General features: G+C 53.5%; 19 protein-coding genes. 12 read left to right on the top strand and 7 right to left on the bottom strand.

Translation table 11 applies throughout. From position 1 onward, the window contains the following. Position 1 precedes the first annotated feature (1 nt). From lplB to KW808_RS05920, 3 genes are read left to right on the top strand one after another with little or no spacing between them, the layout of a single operon-like run. Entirely contained in the window at positions 2-1,060 is a 1,059-nt protein-coding gene (lplB, locus tag KW808_RS05930) for a lipoate-protein ligase small subunit (protein ID WP_004568041.1), read from the top strand. Between the two features lie 5 nt (positions 1,061-1,065). Further along, positions 1,066-1,410 carry an MmcQ/YjbR family DNA-binding protein gene (locus KW808_RS05925; protein WP_004568043.1) on the top strand — a complete coding sequence of 115 codons (345 nt, stop codon included), beginning with the start codon at positions 1,066-1,068 and terminating at the stop codon, positions 1,408-1,410. Between the two features lie 32 nt (positions 1,411-1,442). Then, positions 1,443-2,045, top strand: a complete 603-nt coding sequence (locus KW808_RS05920) for an MBL fold metallo-hydrolase (protein WP_004568045.1) — start codon at positions 1,443-1,445, stop codon at positions 2,043-2,045. 22 nt (positions 2,046-2,067) lie between these two features. Here KW808_RS05920 and KW808_RS05915 read toward each other — a convergent pair whose 3' ends face one another. Then, positions 2,068-2,991, bottom strand: coding sequence for a DMT family transporter (locus tag KW808_RS05915; RefSeq protein WP_004568046.1), 924 nt, complete (start codon positions 2,989-2,991; stop codon positions 2,068-2,070). 156 nt (positions 2,992-3,147) lie between these two features. Here KW808_RS05915 and KW808_RS05910 point away from each other — a divergent pair, with 156 nt between their 5' ends. Genes KW808_RS05910 through KW808_RS05895 form a run of 4 tightly spaced genes read left to right on the top strand, consistent with a single transcriptional unit; the run spans position 3,148 to position 7,046 of the window. Continuing rightward, positions 3,148-3,792: an NUDIX hydrolase gene (locus tag KW808_RS05910; protein ID WP_004568047.1), complete on the top strand. Its 645-nt coding sequence runs from the start codon at positions 3,148-3,150 to the stop codon at positions 3,790-3,792. Between the two features lie 48 nt (positions 3,793-3,840). After that, complete coding sequence (gene nadA / locus KW808_RS05905; protein ID WP_004568048.1) at positions 3,841-5,127, top strand: quinolinate synthase NadA; 1,287 nt, start codon at positions 3,841-3,843, stop codon at positions 5,125-5,127. Positions 5,128-5,130: 3 nt separating this feature from the next. Further along, positions 5,131-5,970, top strand: a complete 840-nt coding sequence (nadC, locus tag KW808_RS05900) for a carboxylating nicotinate-nucleotide diphosphorylase (protein ID WP_004568049.1) — start codon at positions 5,131-5,133, stop codon at positions 5,968-5,970. Beyond that, positions 5,970-7,046, top strand: coding sequence for a cysteine desulfurase family protein (locus KW808_RS05895; RefSeq protein WP_004568050.1), 1,077 nt, complete (start codon positions 5,970-5,972; stop codon positions 7,044-7,046). The genes nadC and KW808_RS05895 overlap by 1 nt, the downstream gene beginning before the upstream one ends. Before the next feature lie 45 nt (positions 7,047-7,091). Here KW808_RS05895 and KW808_RS05890 read toward each other — a convergent pair whose 3' ends face one another. Further along, the gene (locus KW808_RS05890) at positions 7,092-8,312 is read right to left on the bottom strand and encodes an MFS transporter (protein ID WP_004568051.1); all 1,221 of its coding nucleotides are present in this window, start codon (positions 8,310-8,312) and stop codon (positions 7,092-7,094) included. A gap of 144 nt (positions 8,313-8,456) precedes the next feature. On the opposite strand from KW808_RS05890, the gene KW808_RS05885 reads away from it, so the two are divergent. Then, the gene (locus KW808_RS05885) at positions 8,457-8,933 is read left to right on the top strand and encodes a MarR family winged helix-turn-helix transcriptional regulator (protein ID WP_004568053.1); all 477 of its coding nucleotides are present in this window, start codon (positions 8,457-8,459) and stop codon (positions 8,931-8,933) included. A 247-nt stretch (positions 8,934-9,180) separates the two neighbouring features. Here the strand turns inward: KW808_RS05885 and KW808_RS05880 are convergent, their stop codons facing one another. Then, on the bottom strand, positions 9,181-9,525 hold the full coding sequence (locus KW808_RS05880; RefSeq protein ID WP_003856918.1) for a zinc ribbon domain-containing protein YjdM: 345 nt from the start codon (positions 9,523-9,525) through the stop codon (positions 9,181-9,183). Positions 9,526-9,593: 68 nt separating this feature from the next. Here KW808_RS05880 and KW808_RS05875 point away from each other — a divergent pair, with 68 nt between their 5' ends. Beyond that, positions 9,594-9,992, top strand: coding sequence for an OsmC family protein (locus tag KW808_RS05875; protein WP_004568054.1), 399 nt, complete (start codon positions 9,594-9,596; stop codon positions 9,990-9,992). Here KW808_RS05875 and KW808_RS05870 read toward each other — a convergent pair. From KW808_RS05870 to KW808_RS05855, 4 genes are all read right to left on the bottom strand, one after another. Next, positions 9,979-11,622, bottom strand: a complete 1,644-nt coding sequence (locus tag KW808_RS05870; protein WP_004568055.1) for an ABC-F family ATP-binding cassette domain-containing protein — start codon at positions 11,620-11,622, stop codon at positions 9,979-9,981. The two genes, KW808_RS05875 and KW808_RS05870, sit on opposite strands and share 14 nt — an antisense overlap. 34 nt (positions 11,623-11,656) lie before the next feature. After that, on the bottom strand, positions 11,657-12,421 hold the full coding sequence (locus KW808_RS05865; RefSeq protein WP_004568056.1) for an isocitrate lyase/PEP mutase family protein: 765 nt from the start codon (positions 12,419-12,421) through the stop codon (positions 11,657-11,659). A gap of 84 nt (positions 12,422-12,505) precedes the next feature. Beyond that, entirely contained in the window at positions 12,506-13,213 is a 708-nt protein-coding gene (locus tag KW808_RS05860) for an SCO1664 family protein (protein WP_003856910.1), read from the bottom strand. Beyond that, positions 13,210-13,911, bottom strand: coding sequence for a histidine phosphatase family protein (locus tag KW808_RS05855; RefSeq protein WP_004568057.1), 702 nt, complete (start codon positions 13,909-13,911; stop codon positions 13,210-13,212). Before KW808_RS05855 ends, KW808_RS05860 begins: the two co-directional genes overlap by 4 nt. Positions 13,912-13,966: 55 nt before the next feature. Between KW808_RS05855 and KW808_RS05850 the strand changes: the two genes are divergently transcribed. The 3 genes from KW808_RS05850 to KW808_RS05840 are packed head-to-tail and all read left to right on the top strand — an operon-like array spanning position 13,967 to position 17,705. Beyond that, positions 13,967-15,331, top strand: a complete 1,365-nt coding sequence (locus tag KW808_RS05850) for an AAA family ATPase (protein WP_230622922.1) — start codon at positions 13,967-13,969, stop codon at positions 15,329-15,331. A gap of 24 nt (positions 15,332-15,355) precedes the next feature. Further along, positions 15,356-17,314, top strand: coding sequence for a VWA domain-containing protein (locus KW808_RS05845; protein WP_004568061.1), 1,959 nt, complete (start codon positions 15,356-15,358; stop codon positions 17,312-17,314). A gap of 34 nt (positions 17,315-17,348) precedes the next feature. After that, a complete protein-coding gene (locus KW808_RS05840; RefSeq protein ID WP_329955346.1) occupies positions 17,349-17,705 on the top strand; it encodes a DUF4386 family protein in 357 nt (118 codons plus the stop codon). Positions 17,706-17,752: the final 47 nt, after the last annotated feature.

The raw sequence follows: 17,752 nt of genomic DNA, 5'->3' as shown, positions 1-17,752 counted from the left end.
CATGAATAACCATTTTGAGCTCAAAGTACCTGGTGGAAAGCTTGTCGTCGTTGATGTGACCACCGATCTGGATTCCATTGCTGACGTGAAGATTTCCGGCGATTTCTTCCTCGAACCCGATGAGGCATTCTTCGCCCTTGGCCGGGCGCTGCAGGGGGCGTCGGTGGGTGATAACACTGATCGTTTGCAGGCAAAGTTGGATGCAGCGTTGGCGGAATATGATGACGTTGAACTACACGGCTTTAGCACTGCGGATATTGCTTTAGCTGTACGTCGAGCTGTCACCGGCGCGCAAGATTTCACCGATTATGAATGGGAGATTCTGCACCCCGGAGTCCTGCCCACTCCCCTTAACGTTGCGTTAGATGAACTCCTTTTGGACCAAGTCGCTAGCGGTCAGCGTGGCCCGACCATGCGTATTTGGGATTGGGATGATCGCGCCACGGTGATCGGTAGTTTCCAGTCATATGTCAATGAAATCAACCAAGAAGGCGTTGATGAACATGGTGTGACCGTGGTACGACGCATGTCTGGTGGCGGTGCAATGTTTATGGAGGGCGGCAACTGCATCACCTATTCCCTGTATGCACCGGAATCTCTCGTTGCTGGTTTGAGCTATGAGCAGTCCTATGAATATTTGGATCGTTGGGTGATTGCTGCGCTGAAGACACACGGTGTTGACGCTTGGTACGTGCCTATCAATGACATCACCTCCACCGGCGGAAAAATCGGTGGCGCTGCCCAGAAACGTCGCAGTGGCGCAGTCCTCCACCACGTGACCATGTCCTATGACATCGATGCGGACATGATGACCCAGGTGTTGCGCATTGGAAAGGTGAAGATTTCCGACAAGGGTCTTCGCAGCGCAAAGAAGCGAGTTGATCCCCTGCGCCGCCAAACAGGTGCATCACGTGAGCAGATTATCGACACCCTCAAGTCCACATTCAGTGCTAGGTACGGCGCGCTAGAAGTAGAGCTCAGCGATGAAGATTTCGCGGCAGGCCACGACCTAGTAAAAACCAAATACGCCACCGAGGAGTGGACTAAGCGAGTTCAATAGTTTCTATGGATCTGCACAAGGTAGCTGCAGCGCACGCGGCGACTCTTCCCCTGAGCACCAAAGAGTTTCCTTTCGGACCCGAGCACGAAGTGTACAAAGTGCGGGGCAAGGTATTTTTGTTGCTCACGATACTAAATGATGAGCCGATTATCACGCTGAAATCAGACCCCGAGATTGGCGCTTCACTACGCAGTGGCTTCCCCACCATCCAGGCTGGATATCACATGAACAAAGTGCACTGGCTGAGCATTAGCGATGGTGAACGGATCACGAAAGACTTCATCGAAGGTCTCGTGGAAGAGTCCTATGAACTGGTAATTTCCACCTTGCCGAAGTCTAAAAGGCCTTAACTTGGTTGCTCGCGGGTGGCAAGATGGGTGATATGAAAATCACCCGCCACATCCATGCATGCGTTGAGATCTCACAGGGAAACGATCGAATCATTATTGATCCCGGTACTTTTGGTGCCCCAGATCTAGATGGCGCGACCATCCTGATCACCCACAATCATGCCGATCACGTTGATCCCGAGTTGCTCAAGCCCGGCATGACGATTTACGCGCCTCGATCAGTAGCACATTCAATTCCAGTAGAATGCCACATCGTGGAACACGGCCGAAACTTTACCGTTGGGTCCCTATCCGTTGAGGTTCTTGGTTCTGAACATGCGATGCTCACCCATTCCATTCCGATCGCGGAAAACGTTGGATACTTAATCAACGGCCGAGTGCTCCACCCCGGCGATACCTTCCAGCCCATTAAAGATGTCGAACTCGCCCTGGTTCCTGTCAACGGCCCCTGGGTGAAAATGCTGGATGTGGAAGGCTATTTGAAGAAATTTCCACCAAAGCGTTTCATCGGCATTCACGATGGCATTGTTAATGATCGCGGTTTGGCGATCAACAAGAAGTTCTTAACGCATCTTGGTGAAACCTATGGCTCGGAATACTCGCCGCTTGAAAAGGGAGAGTCGTTGGAAATTTAGATTCTTGGTTTAGATTCTTGGTTTAGATTCTGATCATTGTTACGCCGAGGATGATCACCACGAGCCCGAGAAGCTGCGCGATGTGAATGTGGCGGCGCGGGCTGCCAAGGATTCCAAAAGCGTCGATCATCAGGCTGGCCAACATCATGCCCAGCAACATAACCACCACGGTAACACCAGTGCCAATGATCGGTCCCAGGTAAGCAGTACTGAAAATAACAGTCGCGCCGATGACGCCACCGATCCACATCCACCATGGGTTTTTCTGCCCAGCGCCGTTGATTCCACGCCACTTGGTTCGGGTGACCAACAGCAGAATAAACAGCGCGGTGGTGCCAACAGCGAAAGACACCAGTGCTGACTCAATGGGGGATCCTAGGACAGTTCCCAAGTAACCATTGACTGCAACCTGGGTTGCTTGGCACATACCCATCACCACTCCGAAGAGGCGCCACAACCAAATGGAGGCACCTTGGGATTGGGTCTGTCCGATGTTTTTCTTAGAGAACACTCCCACTGCGGCCAGCGATCCAACAAGTACCGCAGCAGCACCCAACACCCTGACCAGGGTTAACGGTGCTTGAGGCGAATGTGCCAGGCCAGTTGTATCGATAATTAGGCCCATGATGATCTGTCCGGAGATGGGCAAAATAACGGTCTGCACGCTGCCGACTCGGGGAAACAGCAAAATGTTTCCCGTCAGCAGCACAACCCCCAACATGCCACCGGTGAAAATCCACCACGGTTGGCCAGTTGTATTTCCTAGAGCAGGATACGGGTGCCCACTGGTGATCCACGTTGCAACCAGGAGTGAAAAAGTTCCTACCAAAAAGGAAATAAAAGACGCCAGCAGTGGTGCTCCCACGGACTGACGCAATCTATTATTCACCGAAGTTTGGAAAGGCATGATGGCACCGGCCAACACCCCGAATAGCACTGCAAGCATGAGGTTTTCGCTTTCCTATACAGGTTATATAAGAGCTTAAAACAAGACTCCCGACATATTAGACCTGTACGGGTTGAAGCGAAACACTTCCCTTAGAGTCAAAGTGACTGTAAGATAGCTCAACAGTTAAAGTCAGATTGACCCTAAGGTGGTTTCTTGCCCGCTTCACCTGAAATCCAGATGGCCGTATCCACGATCATCTTCGCGCTGCGCCCCGGCCCCCAGGATCTCCCCAGCCTGTGGACCCCCTTCGTTCCGCGCACCCGCGAACCACATTTAAATAAATGGGCACTGCCCGGCGGTTGGCTGCCACCACATGAAGAACTTGAAGATGCTGCTGCCCGCACACTCGCAGAAACCACCGGCCTGCACCCCAGCTATCTAGAACAGCTCTACACTTTCGGAAAAGTCGACCGCTCCCCAACCGGACGCGTGATCTCTGTGGTGTATTGGGCACTTGTCCGAGCCGATGAAGCGTTGAAAGCCATCCCAGGAGAAAACGTCCAGTGGTTTCCCGCCGATCATCTCCCTGAGCTGGCATTTGACCACAATGACATCGTCAAATATGCACTAGAACGACTTCGCACCAAGGTGGAATACTCCGAAATCGCCCACTCCTTCCTCGGAGAAACCTTCACCATCGCCCAGCTTCGATCCGTGCATGAGGCAGTCCTTGGACACAAACTCGATGCCGCCAACTTCCGAAGATCCGTGGCCACCTCGCCCGATCTGATCGACACCGGCGAAGTGCTTGCGGGAACACCGCACCGCCCACCCAAACTGTTCAGATTCCAAAGATAAATTCTGACGCTCATTCCAGCCCACCGTTTAGAAGAAAAGACCCCAATCATGACCACCTCAATCACCCCATCTGTCAACCTTGCACTGAAAAATGCCAATAGCTGCAACAGTGAACTCAAAGACGGACCCTGGTTCCTCGACCAGCCGGGAATGCCGGATGTCTACGGCCCCGGCGCGTCACAAAACGATCCGATCCCTGCGCATGCTCCGCGCCAGCAGGTTCTCCCCGAGGAGTACCAGCGCGCAAGTGATGACGAACTGCATCGTAGGATCCGGGAAGCGAAAGACACCCTGGGTGACAAGGTGGTTATCCTAGGACACTTCTACCAGCGCGATGAAGTTATCCAACACGCAGATTTTGTTGGTGACTCTTTCCAACTTGCCCGCGCTGCCAAAACCCGCCCCGAAGCGGAAGCGATTGTGTTCTGCGGTGTGCACTTCATGGCTGAAACCGCTGACCTGTTGTCCACGGATGAACAATCAGTGATCCTCCCCAACCTGGCCGCAGGTTGCTCCATGGCAGACATGGCTGACCTTGATTCCGTCGAAGACTGCTGGGAGCAACTCACCTCAATTTATGGCGATGACACCCTGATCCCTGTGACCTACATGAATTCCTCTGCAGCGCTCAAAGGTTTCGTGGGTGAGCACGGCGGAATTGTGTGCACCTCCTCCAACGCACGTGCTGTACTTGAGTGGGCGTTTGAGCGCGGCCAACGAGTCCTGTTCTTCCCCGATCAGCATTTGGGTCGAAACACCGCGAAAGCCATGGGCATTGGGATCGATCAAATGCCCCTGTGGAATCCCAACAAACCACTGGGTGGCAACACCGTTTCCGAGCTAGAAAACGCAAAAGTACTGCTCTGGCACGGTTTCTGCTCTGTACACAAGCGCTTTACAGTCGAGCAAATCAACAAAGCCCGCGCCGAGTACCCCGACGTTCACGTCATCGTGCACCCTGAATCCCCCATGCCAGTTGTTGACGCCGCCGACTCCTCCGGATCCACTGACTTCATTGTGAAAGCCATTCAAGCAGCACCCGCAGGATCCACCTTTGCGATCGGCACCGAAATCAACTTGGTTCAGCGCCTGGCAGCACAGTACCCGCAGCACACCATCTTCTGCCTCGACCCTGTCATCTGCCCATGCTCCACCATGTATCGCATTCACCCTGGTTACCTGGCCTGGGCGCTTGAAGAACTGGTGTCTGGAAACGTGATTAACCAGATTTCTGTCTCTGAGTCCGTGGCGGCACCGGCGCGAGTCGCTTTGGAAAGGATGCTATCTGTTGTTCCAGCAGCTCCTGTTACTCCTAGCTCCTCGAAGGATGCGTAATTTATGACTACCCATATTGACCGCATCGTTGGCGCAGCGTTATCCGAGGATGCGCCATGGGGCGACATTACCTCCGACACTTTTATCCCAGGATCGGCGCAGCTGAGCGCCAAGGTTGTTGCCCGGGAGCCAGGTGTGTTCAGCGGGCAGGCGCTTTTCGACGCCTCCTTCCGGCTCGTTGATCCTAGGATAAACGCATCCCTTAAGGTGGCTGATGGTGACAGCTTTGAGACCGGGGACATCCTAGGAACAATTACCGGCAGTGCTAGAAGCATCCTCCGTTCAGAGCGTATTGCTCTCAACTTCATTCAGAGGACGTCCGGCATCGCTACATTGACATCGTGCTATGTTGCAGAGGTTAAAGGCACCAAAGCCCGCATTGTTGATACCCGGAAAACCACACCCGGCCTGCGCATCATTGAACGCCAAGCTGTCCGTGACGGTGGCGGATTTAATCACCGAGCCACCTTGTCCGATGCTGTCATGGTGAAAGATAACCATCTCGCAGCCATCGCATCCCAGGGGCTCAGCATCACTGAAGCGCTGTTGAATATGAAAGCTAAACTCCCCCACACCACCCATGTGGAAGTCGAAGTTGATCATATAGAGCAGATCGAACCAGTTCTTGCTGCTGGTGTGGACACCATCATGTTGGATAATTTCACCATTGATCAGCTCATCGAAGGCGTTGATCTCATTGGTGGACGTGCACTGGTGGAAGCATCTGGCGGAGTCAACCTCAACACCGTGGGAAAGATTGCATCAACCGGTGTCGATGTCATTTCCGTTGGAGCGCTTACCCATTCTGTACGTGCGCTTGACCTAGGACTCGATATTTTCTAATGCTCTACCTTGATAATGCAGCCACCACCAGTGTGCGCAAAGAAGCACTTGAGGCCATGTGGCCTTATCTCACCGGAGCGTTTGGCAATCCGTCAAGCCCTCATGAGGTGGGAAGACTCGCCTCTGCGGGTCTAGAAGATGCTCGAGCTCGGGTGGCCCGCATTATCGGAGGACGCCCCACACAGATGACGTTTACGTCGGGTGGATCAGAAGCCAACAACCTCGCTATCAAAGGAGCGTGCTTAGCTAATCCTCGTGGCCGGCACCTCATCACTACCCCGATCGAGCATGACAGTGTCCTAGAAACTGCTGCTTATCTTGAAAGGTTTCATGATTTCGAGATCACCTACCTATCCCCCGATCACACTGGGCTGATCTCCCCGGAGGATCTCCGCAAAGCAGTCAGGCCGGACACCACATTGATCAGCATTGGTTATGCCAACAATGAGGTGGGAACCATTCAGCCGATAGCTGAGTTAGCGGCGGTAAGCAGTACGCCTTTTCACACCGATGCAGTGCAAGCTGCACATTTAACCTTTGACTTGGGAGTTGACGCGTTAAGTTTGTCGGGTCATAAATTCGGTGCGCCTAAAGGGATTGGAGTGTTGTGGTCAAAGCTTCCCCTGGAGCCGGTAATCCATGGCGGCGGCCAGGAAAAAGGGCGGCGTAGTGGCACGGAAAACGTTGCGGGGGCTGTCGCCTTTGCCACTGCCTTGGAATTGGCCAGGGCGGAATCCTATCCAGATCTTGGCGAATTCATCGAGGAAGTTCTCACTATCCCGGGAGCACACCTGACTGGACATCCTAGGATGCGCATTGATGGACACGCATCTTTTCTCTTCGACAGCATAGGATCTGAAACTGTTCTTCTGGAATTGGAACGCCAAGGCATTGTCTGCTCCCCTGGATCTGCCTGTGGTTCCGGTGAGGTATCCCATGTGTTGCTGGCGTTGGGGCTTGAGGAGGATCAAGCACGAACGGCTGTGCGCTGTACTTTTAGTACAACACACAGCCGTGAAGATGCGCTCGTGGCAGCCTCTGCTCTTAAATCCGCGGTCGCCTTAATCAGAGGGTGACGCTAGTCAGAGGTTTACGCTGATCGGGAGGGAAAGCTGAAAGAACTAGCTAACTAAAGCGACAGGCTCTGGGTGTTTAACAAAGCCATTCTTAGCTCGATCGGTGCGAGCGTGTGTGAACAGGTAGAAGATTCCGGCAATCACACCCACACCTGCCAGTGCTGCATACATAGGTCCGAAACCAATTGCCGCAGAAACCGCTCCCAGGATAATAGGTCCAAAGCCAAAACCTAAGTCCACAAACAGGAACAAAGTGGAGAAGGCCGTACCGAATTCGGTTTTGTCTACTACACCAACAGCGATGGACTGCACTGCTGGCATCAAAGTGCCGTATCCCAGACCTGCAATGACCCCGGACAACACAACGTGCCAGTTGGAAGTGGCAAAGGACAAAATCACCAAGGAAATAACGAAGAAGAACAATCCAAAGTAAATAACGACGTTGTCTCCGCGACGGTCCTGCAGTTTGCCAAGGAAGCTGCGCATCACAAACATTGATACTGCGTAGGCAATGAAGAACAATCCAGCACCCGTAATCAGATCGCGTTCTTCAGCAAATGCGTTGATGTAGGCAATGACGCCAGAGTAAGCAAAGCAAATAAGCAAGATAAAGATGCCGATGGGGATGATCTTTGGGTTCATAATAGATTTGAAGCTGAACTTGGCTGGTTCCCCAGAAGGCTCAGGGTCGCTGGTCTTAAAGTACATGAATACGACGGCAATCAAAGAGATGATGGAGGTTGCCAAGACCACGATAAACAGCATGTCGTAATCAAATGTTCCTAGGACAAAAAGTGCTAGGGCTGGTCCAAGTGCTGCAGAAACGGTGGTGCCCAATGCCAGGTAACCAGTACCTTCGGAACGTCGTGACGCTGGAATGAGCTCCTGGACCATTGCCATGATCGCGGTGGCAGCAAAAGCGTATCCAACACCGTGGAGGAACCTGTTTGCGTATAGCAATGGCAATGATTCGATGGGAAGGTACAAGGCACACGCAATGGTAGTGACGAGGACTGAGATGAGCACAATCTTGCGTCGACCAAAACGGTCAATAATATAGCCGGAGAAAAACCTGGAAAAGACTGCGCCGATAACAATTGAGCTGGATGCAAATCCTGCTTCTACTTCAGAGGCCTGAAATTCCTTGATGGCATACAAAGCCATGGTGGTGATGAGGAAGTAGAACACCAAGAATTGGAACAGGTTGGCAAACCATCCCATGATAAACGTTGGTGTAAAAAGTTTCCCTTCTTCAGTTACGGGCACTGTTCTCCTTTAAATCGAAATTATTGCATCATGCAATTTTGTTGTGAACACAAACTACCATGTTTATTGCATGATGCAACACCCCTGCTAGGATATAAAATACTCTATGAGTCCAAACGTTTTTAAAGGGAGCGAATTACCATAGTGTCTACAGATCCAGAAGAGTTCGACCAAGCTGAAACCCTCGATCAACTCGCGTATGAGATCATCCTGCTCACCCGGTATGGTGTCCAAAACACACCGATCATCAAGCGCGAAGCCATCATGGATCGCAGCGCCCTCATCTTGCTCACCCGCCTTGACGCTCAAGGACCTATGACAGTTAATGAGCTAGCTGAAAGCTTTGGACTTAACGTTTCTACCGTGCACCGCCAACTCAAAGCAGCCATTGCCAATGGCTTAATTGAAGTCATCGATGATCAAGCATGCCCCGCTAAACTTCATCGTCCAACTGAGTTGGGTAAAGAAAAACTGCAGCAGGAGCTTCTTGCCCGCCAGCAGGATCTCACCCGCATTCTTCATGATTGGGATGAGGAAGACATTAAAACGCATGCCAAGCTATTGCGGAAGCACAATGAAAGCTTGGAAGAATACCTCGATATGAAGTGGCCCCGCCCCTAAGTGCCCATAAACGCACCTCTAAAACCATATCCACAGAATTTATTTCTGTGGATCACTTCCCCACTTCACAGCCTAATGATATAAAAGATCTAGCATTAAAGGCCCCAATACAAGAGGCCTTAATAAATTTTAAGCAAAGGGGATTGTGATGACTGCTGTACCAACGACTCTTGCAGCGATTTTAGCCCTTTCAGCTTTAACCATCGCCGCCGCTGGCGCAAGTTGCCCTAAAGCTCCTTAAAAGGGTTTAGGCCTTCTTTACAACACTGGACTTGAGTCGCATTTGACCAAATCCAGGGACCTTAGCGTCGATGTCGTGGCCGTCAACTGGCTCTTCAAGAAGACGAATTCCGCTGACTTTGGTGCCAATCTTGATGGCACCGCCACCCTTGACTTTGAGGCTCTTCACAATCGATACGGAATCGCCATCATTGAGGATATTTCCCACAGAGTCTTTGATGACAGTCGCGGTTTCTTCCGCTACTTCACCTTCGACCCATTCGTGGGCACACATTGGGCAGACCAGAACGCCGCCGTTTTCGTAGGTATATTCACTGCTGCACTCAGGGCAGGGAGCTAATTGATCAGACATATTCAGCAGATTCTAGCCGATGTCCCTGGTAACAGCACCAAAACCACCAGTTCTGTTAGCCTGCGAGCATGACCTCCATTAAAGCAACCCGCACCAGCCCAAACACTTACACTGTGGTTAATGATTTCGGAGCCGAACTTAAAGTCAGCGCGCCGGGAGTTCCTGGGACGTTTTCCCCGGGTGAATTATTGCAGGCCGCTGTTGTTGGCTGCGCTTCTTTGTCGGCAGAGGCTCAGCTCGCGCACCAGTTGGGCCAGGATTTCACTGCGAGCGCGACTGTCGAATCCACGGAGACCACAGGGCTGATCACTAATCTGCTGTACACGTTGCAAGTTGATATGGCAGGCCTCGATCAGCAGGCGCAGGACAAACTTATTGCCAGCGCCGCGAAGAAAATTCATCGCCTGTGTTCTGTGAAGCGATCAATTCACCATGGCATCAATACGGAAACGGTTATAGCTCCCTAACTTCGCCAGCCTCGACATGCCAACGACGATTGGTCTGCACAGCGTCCAACATGCGGCGATCGTGCGTGACCAGCAGCAACACACCATCATACGAGGCCAACGCTTGCTCCAATTGCTCGATGGCCTCCAGGTCAAGGTGGTTGGTGGGCTCATCAAGAACAAGCACGTTGACGCCCCGCACCTGTAGCAGCGCAAGTCCGGCGCGCGTGCGCTCGCCAGGAGATAGCTTTTCGACGTCCCGTTCCACATGATTATCATTCAGCCCAAATTTCGCGAGCAGTGTGCGCACCTCACTGATCGGTAAGTCTGGAACATGCTTTTCAAACGCAGAAATCAGTGGCAACTGTGGATCAAGTAACGCTCGTGCCTGATCGATTTCTCCGATCGCCACGCTCGTGCCCATCGTGGCAGTACCGCTGGTGGGTTCTTGGTTTCCCAATAGTCCGCGCAGCAATGTGGATTTACCAGCACCGTTGGGTCCTGTGATGCCAATGCGATCGCCAGCATTTACTTGGATGGATACTGGTCCCAAGGTGAAATCGCCTTGGGTGAAACTTGCATCATTCAACGTGGAAACAACAGAACTTGACCGCGACGCCTTACCGACGCTGAACTGCAGTTTCCATTCTTTACGTGGCTCTTCAACTTCTTCTAACCGAGCGATGCGGCTTTCCATCTGGCGGACTTTTTGAGCCTGCTTTTCACTGGATTCCGCAGCGGCTTTCTTCCGAAGTTTGTCGTTGTCAGGTGCACGTTTAATAGCATTGCGGACACCGTGACTAGACCATTCACGCTGCGTTCGAGCACGTGCCACAAGGTCCTTCTTCTTTTCCGCAAATTCCTCATATTGGTCACGGGCGTGCTGGCGTAGCACTGCGCGTTCCTCAAGGTAGGAATCATATCCACCGCCATAAACATGGTGGGAATTTTGGTGCAGATCGAGTTCCAGCACAGTGGTCACACACCTGGAAAGAAACTCACGATCATGGCTGACCAGTACGACTCCCCCGCGAAGCCCCTGAACAAAATTCTCCAGTTGCTCAAGACCGTCGAGATCCAAATCGTTGGTGGGCTCGTCGAGAAGCACAATGTCAAAGCGTGACAACAGTAACGCCGCCAGCCCGACCCGGGCTGCCTGCCCGCCTGAAAGTCCTTCCATCAGCGTCGAGGTGGGAAGCTCAAAGCCCAAATCAGCGAGCACGATGGGGATGCGTTCATCCAAATCGGCTGCGCCACTGGCCATCCACCGATCCAGCGCCTCGGCGTATGCATCGGCCAAGGCAGCGTTGTCTGGATCCGCACCAAACGCTTCGGCGGTGTCATCCATGGCAGTTGTTGCAGCTTGGCAGCCGGTTCGACGAGCAATGTAAGCTGCGATCGTCTCTCCAGGCGTGCGGGTGTGTTCCTGTGGCAAGTAGCCCACAAAAGCATCGGCTGGCGAAAGCGCGATAGTTCCAGCCAGTGGCTTTTCCACGCCCGCCAGAATTTTTAGAAATGTGGATTTACCAGCGCCATTGACGCCGACAACGCCCACGACATCGCCGGCAGCTACGGTGAGATTCACATCGTTAAATAATGTGCGGTGCCCATAGCCGCCTGCAAGGCCATTCACCACAAGTGTTTCGGTCATGTCTCCATTGTGGCACTAGGCGTCGACAAGCAATTTAAGCCCAGCCCTTAAGTTGCTGCGCCGAGGTGGCAGCCAGCCATTTTTGCCAGAGCGGACCGAAGGTCACGCGGCGCACGCCAAGGCCTGCGAGGGTGGCCAGATCGCCTGCGCCGTGCCCATCAACCGGGTGCGCGGTGACGTTGACCGGCACTGACACAGCGTCCACCAGGCGCTCAACCTGCTCGGCGGTGCTCAGACCCACGGGGTACACCGAACGCGCGCCTGCCTGTTCCATGAGCTTGATGCGCTTGATGGCCTCCACCATCGGATCTTCAAAAACGTCTGCACCAAGTTTGACGGCATCCGTGCGACCGTTGATCACCACATCTACACCTGCCACATCGGCAGCTTGACGTGCCGCAGCGATGTAATCAGCGTGCTCCTGCGCCTCACGAACACGCTTACCCTCGCTGTGCACAACATCTTCCACATTGATGCCCACTGCGCCAGCTTCCAAAATCTGTGCGATCAAATCCGCAGGTGAGAGGCCATAACCGGATTCCACATCAACGCTTACGGGGATGGATACCGCCGAGGTGATCTTCTTGACCACCGCCATATAATCTGCAAAATTCATGTTTTCACCATCGGAGCTTCCCGTCGCATCCGCGACTGGGTGGCTACCAATGGTCAGGCCACTAAATCCTGCTTCTTCTACGAGCCCCGCGCTCCAGGTATCCCAGACGGTAGGCAGGACCAGCAGCTTTCGGGATTCATGATCGCTAGCAAATTTCGTGGCAAGTGACTTCAGGTCAGACATAACATGCTCCTAAATAAAGTGTGAAGTTGTGCTAATTTGCTTGGAACTAATCGGAGTATTTCAAGCACCTGCCCGCCAGCCTACTCAAACAAGTGGCCAAGGGAATTGACGATGCGATTTCGCCTGCGGAAGGAACGGTAACCTGCTGATTCTTGAGGCACGGCGCTGCAGCGCATCAATTTCTGCGGGATGAAGAAGCTGATGAAGTTCTTCCGGGACGTCCTCCAAAAGCTGCTCAACATCTGTCACCAAGTCATCTGGAATGGTGCAGCCTGCGAAATCCCAAATCACCGTGCGCAGCTTCGGTTCGACGGAAAAACACAACCCGTGATCGATGCCCCAAATATGATCGCCGTCTAGCAACACATGGCCCGATTTCCGGTCAGTGTTGTTGCACAACAGATCAAACACAGCCATGCGGACAAACTGCGGATGCAGGTCAGCGCGGGTGTCAAACAGTGGAAAATAGTGTTCGCCATTGTTTTCAATAAACCACTGCACCGAGCCCACACCAGCCGGGGCATCGTGCATGATCACCGTTGGAGGCACGATGTTCCAACCCAAAAACTCACTGATCACAAAGGCTGCGCGTTCACGTTTGTACAGGCCAGGAGGGAAATCCCACAGGGGTTGCTCCCCCAATTCCGGTTTGTAGACCGCCCACCCATAATCGCCATCTAATTCAAGATCGACGATGAATCCGATGTTGCTTGATTCCACCAACTGCTGGACAATGCCCAATTCCCCCTCGTTGAGCAGTTTCAGCTCGCGCTCAAACGGTGAGGTGATCATGATTGCGGAGCTTTCGGAAGTTTGTCTCGAAGGTATCCCAACGATCCTGTTCTGGAATTTGTCAGCAGCATATGGGAGGAGACGCCTGAAGATTTCCCGGTAAATTCCACTGCGGAAATTGACGCCGTGTCGATGAAAATGCGCTGAAAAGAATCCAGTGGAGTGCCCACAAAATGAGCCACTGCAGCCTTGATCGTGTCGGCATGGCTAAACGCAGCAACGATTTCTCCCGGATGCTGCTGCGCAATGTTTCCAATAGCCGCCACCATCCGGTCCTGCATTTCTACAAAACTCTCGCCACCTGGAAACCTGAAGGTAGACGGCGTTTTCTGCACGGCCTTCCACTCTTCCAGAGTATTGAGCTCGGACAATTTCCGGCCAGTCCATTCGCCAAAATCGCATTCAATAAGCCCAGGTTCCACTTTCAATTCAAGGCCATGCACGCTGACTGTTGGCGCAGCTGTTTCCTGTGCACGCTCCATCGGCGATGAATAAATAGCTGAAATCGGCACCTCCGCCAGACGCTGTGCCACCTCCCGCGCCTGCTCTTCACCCTTATCCGACAGGTGTAAACTCGGCGCCTGACCAGGAAGAACCTGACCAGTTGTGGGGGTTTGCCCATGCCGAATGAGTAAAACCACAGTGGATGGAATCTTTTCGGCAGCTGCGTGTGAACCCGGCTTCATGACATGCAGCATACCTGTGCGAAAAATTCCTGACCGCCCACTTAAAAAAAGGTCTAGGGTGTGGGGTGTGAGTCTTCCACCAAATGTACAAACTGTCGGTGAGCTGAAGGCCGCCGGCCACATCTACCGACCTTTGCGCGTAGAAATCCGCGACAACCTCCTAGCCAAACTTCGCAGCGGTGAAGATCCGTGGCCAGGCCTGCACGGCCTGAACAACACGGTCATCCCGCAGCTTGAACGCGCGCTGATCGCAGGCCACGACATCGTGCTGCTCGGCGAGCGTGGCCAGGGTAAAACGCGCCTGCTCCGCACGTTAATTACGCTTCTCGACGAGTGGTCCCCGATCATTCCCGGGCGCGACGTTCCAGAACACCCTCTTGCGCCAAACGTAGAGATCTCCGATGATCAGCCCATTGAATGGGTACACCGCGATGCGCGCTACACCGAGAAACTTGCCACCCCAGATACTTCCGTGGCTGATCTTATCGGTGATGTTGACCCAATGCGTGTTGCTGAAGGCCGCAGCCTCGGTGATCTAGAAACCATTCACTACGGTCTGATTCCTCGCGCCAACCGTGGCATCGTGGCGATCAACGAGCTTCCTGACCTCGCTGAACGCATCCAGGTTGCCATGCTCAACGTCATGGAAGAACGTGATGTGCAGATTCGTGGTTACAACGTGCGTTTGGACTTGGATGTGCTGGTTGTTGCCTCAGCCAACCCTGAGGATTACACCAACCGTGGTCGAATAATCACCCCACTGAAAGACCGTTTCGGTGCAGAAATCCGCACCCACTACCCACTTGAGCTGGATGATGAAGTAGCAATTATCCGCCAGGAAGCAGAGCTCGTTGCCGAGGTCCCTGATATTTTGATCGAGATTCTTGCCCGCTACACCCGCGCGCTTCGTGAATCCTCGTCTGTGAATCAGCGTTCTGGCGTGTCTGCTCGTTTCTCCATCGCAGGTGCAGAAACTGTGGCCGCAGCAGCTCTTCGACGCTCTGCAGTCTTCGGCGAAGATGAGGCCGTTGCACGCCTGGTTGATTTGGAAGCAGCCGTGGAAGTCCTCGGTGGCAAGATTGAATTTGAATCCGGCGAAGAAGGACGCGAATGGGAAATCCTTGATTATCTCCTGCGCACCGCAACTGCAGAAGCGCTGCGTTCCACTCTGCGCTCGCTGGATCTCACCCCACTTATCGCAGCATTAGACGGAAGCATCACCGTTTCCACTGGCACGAATATCACCGCATCAGAATTTTTGGCTTCACTCCCCAAGCTCGGCGAGAGCACGCTATATGACGACATCGCGCAAGCTTTTGGTGCCACCACACCAAGCACCCGTGCGATGGCCATCGAGCTCGCTTTGGAAGGTCTCTATCTCTCCCGAAAAATTGCCAAGGATTCCGGCGAAGGTGAAACCATCTACGGTTAACAGGTTTTAAGGAGCACCACAGCCATGGCCACTTCACATTCACGACCCCGCCGCAACCGTTACGGACGATACACCGGAGGCCCAGATCCGCTGGCACCTCCAGTGGATCTCAGTGATGCCTTGCGCGATATTGCTGATGATGTCATGGCTGGTTACTCCCCTGAGCAGGCACTACGTGAGTACTTGCGCAGGGGTGCCCGTGGCCAAGAAGGCCTCGATGATCTAGCCTGGCGCGCAGCCGAACGACGCCGAGAACTACTTAGCCGAAACAACCTCGGTGGCACACTCGCTGAGGTTCGCAACCTTCTCGATGAAGGCCTCAAGCTGGAACGCGCTCAACTGGCCCGCGATATCGATATGGATGACACCGATCGAGCATTCCGCGAAATGCAGATCAGCAACCTCCCTGAATCCACCGCCGCTGCCGTTTCCGAGCTAAATTCCTACGATTGGCAATCCCAAGAAGCACGCCAAAAGTTTGAACAAATCCGTGACCTGCTTGGCCGTGAAATGTTGGATCAGCAATTCTCCGGCATGAAACAAGCCATGGAAGGTGCCTCCGACGAGGACAAAGCAGCCATCGCCGAAATGCTGCGCGACCTCAACGACCTGCTCTCCAAACACCGCGAGGGAACGGACACTCCCACCGATTTCGCCAATTTTATGGCCAAACACGGCGAGCACTTCCCCGAGCAGCCCCGCGACATCAATGAGCTCATCGATGCCCTCGCAGCCCGTTCCGCCGCAGCCAGTCGCATGTTCAACTCCATGTCAGAGGAACAACGCCGCGAACTCATGGAACTATCCGCCCAAGCTTTCGGATCCCCAGAGCTGCAGGAATTGCTCGGTGACCTGGCTGGAAACCTCCAAGGTCTGCGCCCCGACCTCAACTGGGATGGCTCCGAACAATTCTCCGGCGACGAAGGCATGGGACTTGGTGATGGCACCGGCGCCATGCAGGACCTCGCCGAACTCGACAACCTTGCTGAACAACTGAGCAACTCCCACACCGACCTCGACATTGATGCCATTCGCCGCCAACTCGGCGACGACGCCGCTGTCTCTGCCGAAACTTTGGCCAAACTGGAGCGCGCGCTCCGCGACAGCGGCCTTCTTCGCCGCAACCCCGATGGCTCATTGAAGCTCAGCCCCCAGGCCATGCGCCGTCTAGGGAAAGCGCTTCTCGACGCCGCCAGCGAACAATTATCGTCCCGCCCAGGCTCGCGAGACTCCCGGTTGGCAGGAGCAAACGGTGAAGCAACGGGAGCATCCCGACCTTATGTTTTCGGAGACACCCAACCATGGGATGTCACCCGCACCATCACCAATGCTCTGCAGCGAACAGCCGGAACAGATACGGAAGGTCCGCTGCGCATCAACTTAGATGATGTGGAAGTCATTGAAACTGAAGCCCGCACCCTCAACGCCGTGGCACTGCTAGTAGACACCAGTTATTCCATGGCTGCCGAAGGCCGCTGGGTGCCCATGAAGCAAACAGCGCTTGCCCTCCACCACCTGGTATCCACCCGGTTTAGAGGAGATGAACTAGCACTAATCACTTTTGGTCGACATGCCCAAAACATGGACATCGAGGAACTGACTGCACTGCCACCGGTTCACGAACAAGGAACTAATCTCCACCACGCATTACTGCTGGCAGAACGGTTCTTTGCCCGCCATCCCTCCATGAAAGCAAGCTTGCTCATTGTCACAGATGGCGAACCCACAGCTCACCTCGAAGCCGATGGACACGCCTGGTTCAACTGGCCCACTGACCCAGAAACCATGTTCAAGACCGTCACCCAACTGGATAAAGTAACCAAGCGAGGAACCCACACCACACTCTTCCGACTGGGACATGATCAAGGATTAGAGCACCTTCTCAACCAACTAGCCGACCGTGTTGGTGGCACCGTGGTGGCTCCCGATCTGGACGGACTCGGCGCAGCTGTCGTGGGTGAGTATTTACGACACCGGTACTGAGTTTTCGCCTTAGCCAGGCCAGCAAGAACCATGAGTGATTTGTGGGTATTGCTGCCTGGCTTACCAGTCCACACAACAACACTCTGCTCAGAATCCTAGGGGTATAACAAAGTGTCCCAATCAACGGTTAAACCTGGCAATATTTGGAGTCCATCTCATCCTCATAGGCGTGCTGCTGTGCCTATCCCTTAAGGTTCCTACGATCATCGGCACCCTAGCGGTCATCACAGGCATAGGATATTTAGTCGATGCAGTGGCAGTGCTCCTAGGCTCCCCAAATCCTGGCATTTCTGAGTTCATATTCGTGGGCGAAGTGGTTCTGTTTATCTGGCTGATCTACTCCGGAGTTACCGTTCCGAAGGAGGAAAAGGCCATGCTAACGAGACTTTAACCGTTACTATGTAGGACTACGACTCTGGATTTTCACGCTTTGCTCAC

Origin of the sequence: [Brevibacterium] flavum, assembly GCF_019317305.1 — a bacterium.
Lineage (GTDB): Bacteria > Actinomycetota > Actinomycetes > Mycobacteriales > Mycobacteriaceae > Corynebacterium > Corynebacterium glutamicum.
The sequence above is the reverse complement of the archived record's forward strand: the minus strand, read 5'-3'. Positions and strand labels throughout refer to the sequence as shown.

Excerpts from the sequence above, each read along its gene's own strand:
- lplB (WP_004568041.1), top strand. The coding sequence starts at position 2 with ATGAATAACCATTTTGAGCTCAAAGTACCTGGTGGAAAGCTTGTCGTC.
- KW808_RS05855 (WP_004568057.1), bottom strand. The coding sequence starts at position 13,911 with ATGCTGCATGTCATGAAGCCGGGTTCACACGCAGCTGCCGAAAAGATT.
- nadA (WP_004568048.1), top strand. The coding sequence starts at position 3,841 with ATGACCACCTCAATCACCCCATCTGTCAACCTTGCACTGAAAAATGCC.
- nadC (WP_004568049.1), top strand. The coding sequence starts at position 5,131 with ATGACTACCCATATTGACCGCATCGTTGGCGCAGCGTTATCCGAGGAT.
- KW808_RS05860 (WP_003856910.1), bottom strand. The coding sequence starts at position 13,213 with ATGATCACCTCACCGTTTGAGCGCGAGCTGAAACTGCTCAACGAGGGG.
- KW808_RS05880 (WP_003856918.1), bottom strand. The coding sequence starts at position 9,525 with ATGTCTGATCAATTAGCTCCCTGCCCTGAGTGCAGCAGTGAATATACC.
- KW808_RS05925 (WP_004568043.1), top strand. The coding sequence starts at position 1,066 with ATGGATCTGCACAAGGTAGCTGCAGCGCACGCGGCGACTCTTCCCCTG.
- KW808_RS05920 (WP_004568045.1), top strand. The coding sequence starts at position 1,443 with ATGAAAATCACCCGCCACATCCATGCATGCGTTGAGATCTCACAGGGA.
- KW808_RS05870 (WP_004568055.1), bottom strand. The coding sequence starts at position 11,622 with ATGACCGAAACACTTGTGGTGAATGGCCTTGCAGGCGGCTATGGGCAC.
- KW808_RS05845 (WP_004568061.1), top strand. The coding sequence starts at position 15,356 with ATGGCCACTTCACATTCACGACCCCGCCGCAACCGTTACGGACGATAC.
- KW808_RS05895 (WP_004568050.1), top strand. The coding sequence starts at position 5,970 with ATGCTCTACCTTGATAATGCAGCCACCACCAGTGTGCGCAAAGAAGCA.
- KW808_RS05865 (WP_004568056.1), bottom strand. The coding sequence starts at position 12,421 with ATGTCTGACCTGAAGTCACTTGCCACGAAATTTGCTAGCGATCATGAA.
- KW808_RS05915 (WP_004568046.1), bottom strand. The coding sequence starts at position 2,991 with ATGCTTGCAGTGCTATTCGGGGTGTTGGCCGGTGCCATCATGCCTTTC.
- KW808_RS05875 (WP_004568054.1), top strand. The coding sequence starts at position 9,594 with ATGACCTCCATTAAAGCAACCCGCACCAGCCCAAACACTTACACTGTG.